Here is an 11,326-nt window from a genome sequence, read left to right as displayed (position 1 = left end):
GGGCGTAGCACTATTTTCTAGTGCGACAGCCCCTTTTTTGTATTGTCCAAATTTTTATATTCATTTAAATATGAATATATTTGAATTATTAATTATTTTTTAAACTGTTAAAACTATGCTTATTTAGTACTTTACAACTTAAAATATTATAAATGGTTTATTATATAAGTAGCTCCAAAAGGTAGCATTAATATAATGGCACTTATAAGTGATATTATCGATTTTTTGTTGTCTGATTTTCTATAATAATAAATAGAATCTACAATAAAAAAGATACATTGAATACCTAAAAGAATAAATACTCCTAATTCAAATTGAATTGTTTTTGAAAATAATAAAATCAAATAAGTTATAAATAATATATATAATCTAGTTTTTAGTTTTAACATTTAATTATCCTCTCTATCTATAATAATAATCAGTCATTGTTTTTCCAATTTGTTGAGTTCTTCCAGAGTTTTTATATGCTTTTGATATAACTTTTTCTCCTCTAGGTAAAATTGTATTTTGATAATAAGTATAGTAAAAATCTTTTTTATAGTAAACTTGTTTTATATTATCACTTATAACTTTTTGTGCTACTGAACTAATTGCGGCAGCCAACAACTTACCACCCTCTCCAAGTTTAAAACTAACAGCAGTTGTTATGACAGCTGTTATTGCACCTAGTGTATAAGTTAAAAACTTAGATGAAGTTTTTAATGTTTGATTATATGTCCAAGTATCTCTATTTTTTGCCATACTATCATCATATGTAGGTTCGCCATTAACTGTAATTAAATCGCTTAATGGTACAACTTCAGTTGTTATATTATTATCTTCTTGTGTTTTAAGAGTAACTTCATTGTCACTAATAGTTGTTTCCAATTTAGAAGAGATAACATATTCATTTTTGTTATTTTTCTCATAAATAGTACTTTTAACAGAAGAGAAGTCATTTGCAACTTTTTCCTCAACTCTATAACTAGTTCCTTGCTCATCATAAGTATAAATAATATTATCTAAGTCATCACTTAAAATCTTAAAATTTGCTTTTTCAATACTTTCATATTGATTCCCAACTTCATTTGAACTCATAGCGTTTGCGATTGACCCAAATGGATTTATTACAACAGCAGTTACTATAGATAGAGCCAACAGTTTATTAATTTTTTTTAACTTCATAAAAACATCCTCCTATTTATTTAATTATATATATAACAACTTAGGATTCGTTTTTTGGACAAAAAAATAATTTTTTTTTACTATTCAAATATGAACTACTTTATTTATATCTTCAATAAATTTTATTGCTATTTTTTACAAAACTATAAATTCAACCTACAAGAATAGCTATTTCCATCAAAATTGATTAAAGAATTATTTTTTTAAACCACTCTTATTGGCGTTTGAGTGGTTTTTGTCTTATAAAGAATTATTCTTATAACTTTTAAAGTTGGTTTTAGAGATTTATTCTTTGTTAAGTTGTCTTTTAATATTTAAATATATTTTAATTATTTTAGACACTATTCAAAACCTTGGAATCACTTGCTTGTATTTTTTAACTATAACTTTTTTGGTGCTAACTATAACTTTATTATGTTATAGTTTATAATTTTAAAGGGGGATATATATGAAAAAAGAATATATAGTTAAGAAATCGAACTATTTTATAATGAATTGTAAATATGATTTGTCAATACAAGAACAGAGAATAATTTTAACTTTAGCTTCTATGATTAAATCTACTGATGAGGAATTTAAGGAATATAAGTTTAGTACAAAAGAATTTAAAGAATTGTTAAATTTAAAAGGATAATCTGCCTATTCTGAGATACCTAAAATAACAAAAAAGTTACTTGGGAAAACTCTTGAAATTGAAAATGAGCATGAAACTATACAATGAATTAGAAGAACAGACAGACATTAGCTTCAATTATGAAGAATTTAAGACAGGAAGAACTATAACAGATTTAAGGATATTTATACATAAAAAAACGCTCTAATTAATACTCATTCCTCTAAAAATGAATTTATTTTTGAATTGCCAAAAACAATAAGAAGTTTATGCCCCAAAACATAAATAAAACTAAGCAAAGCCTAATAAATTTATGGGGGCATAAAAATCTAATAGTAACATTTTTACACCACAAAAAAATTCTTGAATTTTTAATATTTTTGAGATGTACTTATCAGTGTTTTAGATTCATTTCCAGCGGTAATGATTGCAACACCTCTATATGTATGTCCTTTTGTTACAGAGTATGAATTTGTAACAGAACAAGTTTTTCCTCCAGTTTTCTTTGAAGATGTTTTTAAATCTACCCAATTTCCAGATTTTAGTTCTTGTAATTTTGTTATAATAGATGTTTTAGTTACTCCAGATTTCCCAACAACAGAAGCACTTATATTTGCGTTTCCATTAGAAAATGATATATTGCATCTGCCATTTAATATATTCACTGAAAAAGGAATTACCTCTTCTTGCCCATCTTCCATAAAAATAATATCAGATGAATTAAATTCGTCAGCAAAACTAACAACATTCACTGACATTATCATAATTAACGCACATACAAATATTGATATTATGTTTTTTATTCTCATTAAAAAACCTCCTTATAAAATTTTATATATTCAATATAACAATCAAAGGAGGTTTTTTTAGACAAAGTTTTACTTAATATTTTCCGCAATTTTAATAAATTCTGATTTATCTTTTTTAGTTATTTTTTTTGTAGGTAATTCTTTAGATAACATATAGATATTATTTTTATCATGCCATAATAATTGCTGAGTATTTTCCTTTTCAACATACTGTGCATAATGATTATTAAATTTTATATTTTCAACAAATGCATCCTCTGTATCCAATACTACAACATCTCTAGCGTATGGCATCATTTGATAAATTATGTAATTATCTGATTTATCTTTGTATGATATTGATAGATAATTTTCGTCTTCAATTCTTTCAACTTCTTTATATCCAGTAGAAATATACTTAGGTTCTATATATTTGAATGATACATTTGATTTATGAGGGTTTATAAAATTATAGTCTGTAAATTCTTTATATACCTTCTTCATTATTCTCATTAAATTTTCTGGAAAAGCTTCTGTTTTTATAGTAGTTATAGTGACTATACTTGATAAAATAATTATAAAAATAATAGCAATTCTTTTAATATTTTTATAAGAGTTCTTTTTTACTTTTTTTTCATTTTCCTTTATAAGTTTATTCATTTTACTTCCAAATTCCATAGAAAAGTCATGGTCAATATCTTCATCACAAGGTAATTCATATAACATCTTTTCTTCTATTTTTGGAAGCTGTTCATATAATAATTTTTCTATATCTAATTTATCTTTATTCATTTGACAACGCCTCCGTTTCATTTAAAATTTTTTTTAATTTTTCTAATGCTCTTTTATTTCTCTTATACAAATTAACCTCTTTTATATTTAATATCTTAGAAATCTCTTTAGTAGAAAAACCATGACTATACTTTAATAGTATTATTTGTAAATCTGTTTCAGATAGTTTCTTTAAAGCTTCTCCTAAGTGGCTGTAATTACCTAATTCTTCAATTGATAAATCTAAAGAATTAAATTTATAACTCTCATCATTAATATCACTTATTTCCTCTTTCTTTCGCTTATTATATATATTTATTGAAATTCTCTTTACTATAATAACAACGAATCCTTTAGTTTTTGGACTGTTTACATCATTTATTTTATCAAGATTATCAATTATTTTTAGAAAGGCATTGTGAACCGCATCTTCTGATAATACTTCATCTTTCAAAATTTGATTAGCAACATAAAACATTAGTTTCTTGTATTTAATATATATATCTTCAAACTTATTCCTTTCTTCTTCTGAATTTATAATAGTCAAATATAACAACATAAGTTAATCTCCCTCACAATATATTCTTTATAAATAAAATTATATAGAATTTAAAGAATTGTAGATATATATGTCTAAAAATAATTTTGGTATTTGTTATATATTTAAATAAAATAAATTGGAGGATATTTATTATGAAAAAATAAAATCGAAATCAATACTATCTTTATTATCGATATTATAAAAGGAGATATAGTTAATGGAAAAACCAAATATATATTTAGTTGGAGAACTTAGAATGACGGACTTCGAAATTTTCAAGCTTATGCAAACAGAGGACTGTTTAAATGAATCATTAGGCTTTTATGTAATCTAAGATTGCAAAAGAAAATCAGAACTAAAAGATTATCCATACTTAATTGATGTTTATAAAGATAATCCTAATGAATTTGATGCAGGAATAAATTTAATCAAAGTTCATTTTATTTCAGAAAAAGATTTTGATATAGAAGAAAAAGAAGTGCTTGAACATGTTGGAGTAAGCTTAGTAGAATTTAAAAATAATACTAGTACTTTATTCTATATACATAAAAACAAAGATATAAAAAGATTTTTGAACATGTATGATGAAAATCCATTTAAATTATATAATGAGTTGTTACAAGTTACAGAATTAAAGCCTAATGTCCTAAATTTTAAAATTAGTTCTTTAAGTAATTTATATCAAGAGCAAATATAAATTTAAATAATTACAAAAGGAGATGATTAAAAATGGAAGATAAAAATATGTATTTAAAAGTTAGTTTAATATTAATAGTATTAGGTTTTATAATATTATTTTTTAACAATGACTTGGCATTATCATTGAAAGCAAGATACCTAGCGGATAAAGGCTTTGAAGACTTAATTGAAAATCAAATATTTAAAAACTATTCTTACATGTTTTTAATAATAGGTGGAATATTATTTTCCAAGGGAGTTCATAATTTAACTAAACCTGAGATAATCAAATTAATTTTAAATAAAAAATAACTACAATAAAAGGATTTATAAACTATAAATCCTTTTATTGTAGTTATTTTTTATTCCTGTAACACCAAACATATTTTATTGTTGATTTCCAATGATTCTATCTAAAAATAATATAAATATCACACATACAGTTAAATGTTGGCTTCTCTGAACACGAACATGTCACCTTTTTTATATCAACTATTTCCTAAATATTTCATACAAAATCGCCAAAATCTTTTTTATATTTATTAAGCTTACAAATTTTTAAAACAAAAAAATGATATATCAATAAGGATTATATTTCTATACAATATAACTCTTACTGATATACCATTTAAAAACCTCATGAGAGGTAAGGGGATGATAAGTGTATAATCATCACATAAGTTCTATCAATTCTATTCTGTATATAGGGTTTATACTTAGATAATAGCAGACTCTTTGTGTTTTTTCTACATTTTCCCCTCTTTTCCTTACTGGTAAAATATGTAATTTTGAATATAATAAAAAGCTTCAATAGTAATCAAACTATAAAAGCTTATATTTATCTAATATCTATTATTTATATTTGATTGAAACATTTTAACACTTCTAATAGAATCTTTAGAGGCTTTCAAAATGTCTACTAAAACTCTTATCTCATATTCGTTACAATCTTTCAGAATGTCGCTTAATTCTTTTTCAAAAATAACTTTAGAGTCCAAAACTACATCACACAATAACTCATCTATTGATACATGCAAAATATTAGCAATAGAAATGAGAGTTGGTAGACTGACACTAGAGCCACCTCGCTCTATATTGCTCATGTGTTGCGGAGTTATATTTACTAATTCCGATAAAGTATCTTGTGTAAGTCTTTTCTTTATTCTAGCAATTTTTATCCGTTGTCCGATTGCTCTAAAATCTAAGTCCATTTTTTTACTTATTCCTTTCAGTTACTATTTTTGTATATTGTAACCTTTTAAAAATTGTATTATAATAAACTCACTAAAATAATATCTGCCATATCTTTCATTTGAAAGATTTTAAAAATATCATTTTTTAATTATGTTTATATTAATAAATCTAAAATATTAACTTTAATAATTATAATGACCTATAATTATAAGAAAGGAATTATAATGAATATACCAAAGATACCTCAAACAGAACTCAAAGTTATGAAGTTTATTTGGAATAAAAATGACATTGTAACATCTAAAGAGGTTACAAAAGCTATGGAACTTGAATATGGTTGGAAAATAACAACAACACTAGCAATCTTATCAAGGCTTGTTATTAGACACTTTTTAACATCTGAACGAATAGGTAGAATAACACATTATACAATACTCATAGCAAAAAAAGATTATAAAATATCTGAAACAAAAAGATTTTTAAATGACATACATTCAAATTCATTGGAAAGCCTTTTAAACTCTTTAAAAGATTGCAATATTACACATAAAAAATAGTACACCAGTATAAATAATATAACTTATACAAGTGTACTTTTTTTATATGTTACTCACTTAATTATCCTTTAAGCTTATGTAAATCAATTTTATGTATGTTTAAAGCTATTAATTCATAAATCCATACAAAAGAAGGAACAATACTTCGTCCTCCTTAATACAAAGAGCTATTTCACTTTGATTCAATCTTTTACCCTTTAAATACTAGTTAGGACTAGACAACTAAAAAGAACCTACAAAGTAGGTTCACAACTAACCTCTTTTATTCTCATCTCCTTATGGAAATATTTCAGAGATGAAAACTTGTATATTTCATAATTTCTTTTAACACTCAACTTTTTTATAGCCTTTTTATATTGCTTTAAATAATTTTTAAATTCTTTTATTATTACATCTTCATTTTCTCTTATGTTTATATATTCTTTTTGATTAATTAAAATATTTTTTGATACATCCAAATAATTTGCTTTTGTCACTACTATAGCTTTTTTATAATCAATGCCACACTTTTTTGGTGGATTAGTAAAATATGCAAACTTATGATTAATATTAGTTCTAAATGGAACAGCGTAATCTATATTATCTATTTTAATAATAAACATAATATATGGTCTCGAATTTTTTCTTAATATTTCCTCATAAGTATTTTTATCATAATCTTTGTAGAAATCGTTTGATAAAAGTACAAATTTTAATTTCTTTTTATCTTTGGTCACTAAGAAATTTCCCCCTATAATGTAAAATAACCCCATAACAAACGTTACGAGGTTTTATTTCCATCCTTGAGCCTTATTTATTTTACCCTTGTTGAGTAGCTCTCCAACAAGAAATCCATCCTTGAGCCTTATTTATTTTACCCTTCTCGTGTGGCTCTACGAGAAGAAATCCATATCTTACTTAATATTATTATACTATCTTGTTGTATAAAATGCAACTCTTTCGATTGTAAAATTGTACATTTATTTAATTCCTAACTTCCTTACTATTATTAACTTAAAACATAAATGTCATGCTATCTATAAAATTCTAAGTTAGAAAATTCTTTTAACCCATAAAGAATGGTAAAGTTCCCTTAAAAGCTTCTTCATACTCTTTATTCTACCCTAAAATCGGAGACTCTAAAAAACACAAACTCGTCCCCTAAATAGGGAACAGGACTTCGTCCCCCTTAATACAAAGCGACGTTTCAAGCAACATTATAATTTTAGGTATTTAGTTACTGTACTTCGATTGATTTTTAGCTCCTTTGCTATCTGATTATTATTTAATCCATTCTCACTTCTTCTATATTTTCCTTTTTTCTTCACTGGTAAAATATGTTAATTTAGGTATAATAAAAAGCTTCAATAGCAATTAAACTATCAAAGCTTATATTTATCTAATATCTATTATTTATATTTGATTGAAACATTTTAACACTTCTAATAGAATCTTTAGAGGCTTTCAAAATGTCTACTAAAACTCTTATCTCATATTCGTTACAATCTTTCAGAATGTCGCTTAATTCTTTTTCAAAAATAACTTTAGAGTCCAAAACTACATCACACAATAACTCATCTATTGATACATGCAAAATATTAGCAATAGAAATGAGAGTTGGTAGACTGACACTAGAGCCACCTCGCTCTATATTGCTCATGTGTTGTGGAGTTATATTTACTAATTCCGATAAAGTATCTTGTGTAAGTCTTTTCTTTATTCTAGCAATTTTTATCCGTTGTCCGATTGCTCTAAAATCTAAGTCCATTTTTTTACTTATTCCTTTCAGTTACTATTTTTGTATATTGTAACCTTTTAAAAATTGTATTATAATAAACTCACTAAAATAACATCTGCCATATCTTTCATTTGAAAGATTTTAAAAATATCATTTTTTAATTATGTTTATATTAATAAATCTAAAATATTAACTTTAATAATTATAATGACCTATAATTATAAGAAAGGAATTATAATGAATATACCAAAGATACCCGAAGCTGAACTCAAAGTTATGAAATTCATTTGGAACAAAAACGATACAGTCACATCTAAAGAAGCCATCAAAGCAATGCAAATTAAATGTAATTGGAAGCCAACAACAACACTAACACTTTTATCAAGACTAGTTAATAAACGCTTCTTAGCATCTGAACGAATAGGTAGAATGACACATTATACGATACTCATAGCAAAAAAAGATTATAAAATATCTGAAACAAAAAGATTTCTAAACGACATACATTCAAATTCATTGGAAAGCCTTTTAAACTCTTTAAAAGATTGCAATATTAAACATAAAAAATAGTACACCAGTATAAATAATATAACTTATACAAGTGTACTTTTTTTATATGTTACTCACTTAATTATCCTTTAAGCTTATGTAATAGCTTTTAAATAGTTCCTTAACTCTTGTAAGTGTAATTAGTTAATTAAAACCTCTTTTTCAGTTCCATCAACTGTATTTAATAGCTTATTTATTCTAGCTTCAACTAGATGCTCTATACTTAAATCACTATCTATTAATCCTAATTCTTTTTTGATGTCCTCTACATCTATATGTTTCTTAATAGCATATTAATATTTATTTAGACTATAAGCATAATTTTCTAGAATTAATTCAACTATTTCGAATAAGTCAGATATATCTATAGAACCATTTATAGATATATCTGTATTATATTTAGATAATTCTGGAGAATTAGGATTTTCGTCAAAATAGCGAGCATCAATTCCTAGGTCTAAAAGTGTAAATTCTCCACTATTATTTACATCTTTTATTTCTTCTATAATTACTGTGCATTTATTGCATTGCTTGTCTAGTAAATCTTTTTCCATATTAATACCATCAGAAACTCTACCTTTTGTTATATCAATAAGAGCTACACCTGGTTTAATTCCTTTAAACTTTAATCTAAGTAATATTTTTTTAGAGTTAACTATGTGCTCTTTACCCTTGCTTGCCAATATTAATCTTAATTCTCCATTTTCATGATTTTGTATGTCTTTTACTAATTTAAATCCCTCTATTTCTTCAAAATCTATAAAGTTAAGTTTTTCATTATCATATTTTATTCTTATATCTTCTGCTGTTATGTTAGATATATTATCAATAGTTAAATCAACAGTTATATTTTCACGTAATTTTATTTTTTCTTTTGATGGCTCAACATCTAATACAATTTTCGTATCATATGTACCAAATCGCAATCTTCCTACTTCTGCTCCACGTGGATTAAAAGAGTCTTTTACTAAAATTCTATATTTAGAATATTCTTTATCACATTTAACATTAAACCTTCTGACTTCATCTGTAGATGTCCACGATTTAGTATTATCAACTTTATGTATAGATTCCCAAGTTTCATCCACATATCCTTGTAATTCCCAACTTTTAACCATATAACCTTGATTTACATTACTGGCATTATGTACAGCTTCAATTTCATAAAAATCAATTTTTTGAGGAGTTTGAAAATCATATCCTAAGTATTCATTTTCAACTTTACCTAAAGCACTGCACCATCCATAAGATTTATTTAAAAGAGCATTTTCTCCTCTCCACATAGAGTTCCAATAACTACTTTCTAAAATATTTTCAATATTTAATGTATCCAAAAACTCAACATTACCATCACCATCTTCTGCAAAAACATTAATCAACAAAGTACTATAAATCGTTATAATCATTATTACTAGTGAAAATAATAGCTTTAATTTTTTTTTCATAAAATTTTCTCCTTTATATATTATTATTATTTTACATACATGGACAACAATAGCATGCACAACAGAATACATTAAAAATGAATTATTTCTTCTGAATATATTGATGCAACTGTATTTCGTTTTTTATTGTTATATTTATTTTAGAAATTTCGGTAATAGTAATATGTGTAGTTTGCTTTTGATATAGTTATTAAAATAAAAAGTGGTATTCTCAATACTCATTTTTTATATTGTCTATTTATTTATACCCTAAATAGGAAACAGGACTTCGTCCCACTTAATACAAAGCAACATTTTTTTAGTACTATTCGTACTTAAGATTAACTGTTAGATTAATCCTTCCAAAAGAACCTCTTTTTCCGTTTCATCAACTGTATTTAATAGCTTATTTATTCTAGCTTCAACTAAATGTTCTATGCTTAAATCATTATCCATTAAACCTAATTCTCTTTTAATATCCTCTATGGTAATGTGTCCTTTAATAGTATAAACTCGTACTCTTTCATTAGGTGGAACAGTAACGGGTAATATGTTTTTATAGTATTTATAGGGCATTACTGTTCCACCCCTATGATTTTTATACTCAATAACAAAAATCGAGCGTAATATTAACCTCATTTTCTTAATAGTTAGCTTCTTTTTAGTGGCTAGAAACGTCTGTAAATCAGTGGTTAGAGCGTTTAAGTGTTCTTCTGTATAACTTGTACCAACTCCAAACATTGAATCAATATAGTTATAAGTGTAAGTCCCAATATTATCATCATTTAGCAAAGAATTTAACAAAATATCAGCTTTTTTAATGAAATTTTAGTGAATTTATTCCTATTTCAATTAATCTTTTTAAATTAATCTCTTCTAAGCACTCCTTTTCAATGTCAAATTGCCCTTTATTTTATGCTAATCCATTTAATAATATCTCTTTGTCATCACTGTCTATAGTTTGCAATAACTTATCTTTACGACTACGAACTAAATGCTCTAAGCTTCTATCGCTATCCTTTAAATCAAGCTCCTTTTTGATGTCATTTAGAGTAATATACCTCTCTATTTTGTAAATTCTAATTGTTTTTTTATTATCTGTGGCACCCATAGGGTATATATATTTATAGAAACACATTTCTAAGGGTGCCACACTTCTATATTTTTTACTGCTGACTACAAAAATATTGTTTAATACAGTACCTATTGCTTCGGTTGTTTTCATTTCCTTTGCTCCTGTAAGGATTTGTAAATCGTTGCTTAATTCTTGTAAATGTATTTTTGTATAGTTTGTACCTATTCCAAATCGTTTAATTATATAATCATAAAC

General features: G+C 25.1%; 16 protein-coding genes and 1 pseudogene. 6 read left to right on the top strand and 11 right to left on the bottom strand.

From position 1 onward, the window contains the following. Nucleotides 1-146 precede the first annotated feature (146 nt). Nucleotides 147-389, bottom strand: coding sequence for a hypothetical protein (locus tag KGF39_RS18020; RefSeq protein ID WP_227823357.1), 243 nt, complete (start codon nt 387-389; stop codon nt 147-149). Nucleotides 390-402: 13 nt separating this feature from the next. Next, nucleotides 403-1,164 (bottom strand): hypothetical protein, encoded by a 762-nt coding sequence (locus tag KGF39_RS18015; protein ID WP_227823356.1) that lies wholly within the window; start codon nt 1,162-1,164, stop codon nt 403-405. Between the two features lie 448 nt (nt 1,165-1,612). Between KGF39_RS18015 and KGF39_RS18010 the strand changes: the two genes are divergently transcribed. Next, the gene (locus KGF39_RS18010) at nt 1,613-1,798 is read left to right on the top strand and encodes a RepB family plasmid replication initiator protein (protein ID WP_227823355.1); all 186 of its coding nucleotides are present in this window, start codon (nt 1,613-1,615) and stop codon (nt 1,796-1,798) included. A gap of 64 nt (nt 1,799-1,862) precedes the next feature. Further along, complete coding sequence (locus tag KGF39_RS19985; RefSeq protein WP_255643628.1) at nt 1,863-1,985, top strand: hypothetical protein; 123 nt, start codon at nt 1,863-1,865, stop codon at nt 1,983-1,985. A gap of 163 nt (nt 1,986-2,148) precedes the next feature. On the opposite strand, the gene KGF39_RS18005 is transcribed toward KGF39_RS19985, so the two are convergent. The 3 genes from KGF39_RS18005 to KGF39_RS17995 form a co-directional block, all read right to left on the bottom strand. Beyond that, a complete protein-coding gene (locus KGF39_RS18005; RefSeq protein WP_227823354.1) occupies nt 2,149-2,586 on the bottom strand; it encodes a hypothetical protein in 438 nt (145 codons plus the stop codon). Between the two features lie 69 nt (nt 2,587-2,655). Then, nucleotides 2,656-3,357: a DUF4367 domain-containing protein gene (locus KGF39_RS18000; RefSeq protein ID WP_227823353.1), complete on the bottom strand. Its 702-nt coding sequence runs from the start codon at nt 3,355-3,357 to the stop codon at nt 2,656-2,658. Then, nucleotides 3,350-3,895, bottom strand: coding sequence for a sigma-70 family RNA polymerase sigma factor (locus KGF39_RS17995; RefSeq protein WP_227823352.1), 546 nt, complete (start codon nt 3,893-3,895; stop codon nt 3,350-3,352). The genes KGF39_RS18000 and KGF39_RS17995 overlap by 8 nt, the downstream gene beginning before the upstream one ends. A gap of 460 nt (nt 3,896-4,355) precedes the next feature. On the opposite strand from KGF39_RS17995, the gene KGF39_RS17990 reads away from it, so the two are divergent. Both KGF39_RS17990 and KGF39_RS17985 read left to right on the top strand, forming a co-directional pair. Then, nucleotides 4,356-4,574: a hypothetical protein gene (locus KGF39_RS17990; RefSeq protein ID WP_227823351.1), complete on the top strand. Its 219-nt coding sequence runs from the start codon at nt 4,356-4,358 to the stop codon at nt 4,572-4,574. Nucleotides 4,575-4,606: 32 nt separating this feature from the next. Then, the gene (locus tag KGF39_RS17985) at nt 4,607-4,867 is read left to right on the top strand and encodes a hypothetical protein (RefSeq protein WP_227823350.1); all 261 of its coding nucleotides are present in this window, start codon (nt 4,607-4,609) and stop codon (nt 4,865-4,867) included. A gap of 530 nt (nt 4,868-5,397) precedes the next feature. Here the strand turns inward: KGF39_RS17985 and KGF39_RS17980 are convergent. Next, nucleotides 5,398-5,766, bottom strand: coding sequence for a helix-turn-helix domain-containing protein (locus tag KGF39_RS17980; protein ID WP_227823347.1), 369 nt, complete (start codon nt 5,764-5,766; stop codon nt 5,398-5,400). A gap of 207 nt (nt 5,767-5,973) precedes the next feature. On the opposite strand from KGF39_RS17980, the gene KGF39_RS17975 reads away from it, so the two are divergent. Further along, entirely contained in the window at nt 5,974-6,306 is a 333-nt protein-coding gene (locus KGF39_RS17975) for a BlaI/MecI/CopY family transcriptional regulator (protein ID WP_227823349.1), read from the top strand. 233 nt (nt 6,307-6,539) lie between these two features. Here the strand turns inward: KGF39_RS17975 and tenpIN are convergent, their stop codons facing one another. Both tenpIN and KGF39_RS17965 read right to left on the bottom strand, forming a co-directional pair. Next, nucleotides 6,540-7,022 carry a type III toxin-antitoxin system TenpIN family toxin gene (tenpIN, locus tag KGF39_RS17970; RefSeq protein ID WP_227823348.1) on the bottom strand — a complete coding sequence of 161 codons (483 nt, stop codon included), beginning with the start codon at nt 7,020-7,022 and terminating at the stop codon, nt 6,540-6,542. 662 nt (nt 7,023-7,684) lie between these two features. Beyond that, nucleotides 7,685-8,053 (bottom strand): helix-turn-helix domain-containing protein, encoded by a 369-nt coding sequence (locus KGF39_RS17965; protein WP_227823347.1) that lies wholly within the window; start codon nt 8,051-8,053, stop codon nt 7,685-7,687. A gap of 207 nt (nt 8,054-8,260) precedes the next feature. Between KGF39_RS17965 and KGF39_RS17960 the strand changes: the two genes are divergently transcribed. Next, complete coding sequence (locus KGF39_RS17960) at nt 8,261-8,593, top strand: BlaI/MecI/CopY family transcriptional regulator (protein WP_227823346.1); 333 nt, start codon at nt 8,261-8,263, stop codon at nt 8,591-8,593. Nucleotides 8,594-8,865: 272 nt separating this feature from the next. Here the strand turns inward: KGF39_RS17960 and KGF39_RS17955 are convergent, their stop codons facing one another. The 3 genes and pseudogenes from KGF39_RS17955 to KGF39_RS17945 all read right to left on the bottom strand — a co-directional run. Further along, nucleotides 8,866-10,017, bottom strand: a complete 1,152-nt coding sequence (locus KGF39_RS17955; protein WP_227823345.1) for a cohesin domain-containing protein — start codon at nt 10,015-10,017, stop codon at nt 8,866-8,868. Between the two features lie 327 nt (nt 10,018-10,344). Then, a complete protein-coding gene (locus KGF39_RS17950; RefSeq protein WP_227823344.1) occupies nt 10,345-10,788 on the bottom strand; it encodes a hypothetical protein in 444 nt (147 codons plus the stop codon). 121 nt (nt 10,789-10,909) lie between these two features. Then, nucleotides 10,910-11,326, bottom strand: a pseudogene (locus KGF39_RS17945) (DEAD/DEAH box helicase); the annotation flags it as partial.

This window comes from Clostridioides sp. ZZV14-6345 (genome assembly GCF_020657775.1).
Taxonomy (GTDB): domain Bacteria; phylum Bacillota; class Clostridia; order Peptostreptococcales; family Peptostreptococcaceae; genus Clostridioides; species Clostridioides difficile_D.
Note: the sequence above shows the minus strand (reverse complement) of the source record. Positions and strands in the feature narration are given on the sequence as shown.

Coding starts and splice junctions, on each gene's coding strand:
- KGF39_RS17980 (WP_227823347.1), bottom strand. CDS start 5,766: ATGGACTTAGATTTTAGAGCAATCGGACAACGGATAAAAATTGCTAGA.
- KGF39_RS17985 (WP_227823350.1), top strand. CDS start 4,607: ATGGAAGATAAAAATATGTATTTAAAAGTTAGTTTAATATTAATAGTA.
- KGF39_RS17975 (WP_227823349.1), top strand. CDS start 5,974: ATGAATATACCAAAGATACCTCAAACAGAACTCAAAGTTATGAAGTTT.
- KGF39_RS17965 (WP_227823347.1), bottom strand. CDS start 8,053: ATGGACTTAGATTTTAGAGCAATCGGACAACGGATAAAAATTGCTAGA.
- KGF39_RS18020 (WP_227823357.1), bottom strand. CDS start 389: ATGTTAAAACTAAAAACTAGATTATATATATTATTTATAACTTATTTG.
- KGF39_RS18010 (WP_227823355.1), top strand. CDS start 1,613: ATGAAAAAAGAATATATAGTTAAGAAATCGAACTATTTTATAATGAAT.
- KGF39_RS17960 (WP_227823346.1), top strand. CDS start 8,261: ATGAATATACCAAAGATACCCGAAGCTGAACTCAAAGTTATGAAATTC.
- KGF39_RS18000 (WP_227823353.1), bottom strand. CDS start 3,357: ATGAATAAAGATAAATTAGATATAGAAAAATTATTATATGAACAGCTT.
- KGF39_RS18005 (WP_227823354.1), bottom strand. CDS start 2,586: ATGAGAATAAAAAACATAATATCAATATTTGTATGTGCGTTAATTATG.
- KGF39_RS18015 (WP_227823356.1), bottom strand. CDS start 1,164: ATGAAGTTAAAAAAAATTAATAAACTGTTGGCTCTATCTATAGTAACT.
- KGF39_RS17995 (WP_227823352.1), bottom strand. CDS start 3,895: ATGTTGTTATATTTGACTATTATAAATTCAGAAGAAGAAAGGAATAAG.
- KGF39_RS17955 (WP_227823345.1), bottom strand. CDS start 10,017: ATGAAAAAAAAATTAAAGCTATTATTTTCACTAGTAATAATGATTATA.
- KGF39_RS19985 (WP_255643628.1), top strand. CDS start 1,863: ATGAGCATGAAACTATACAATGAATTAGAAGAACAGACAGACATTAGC.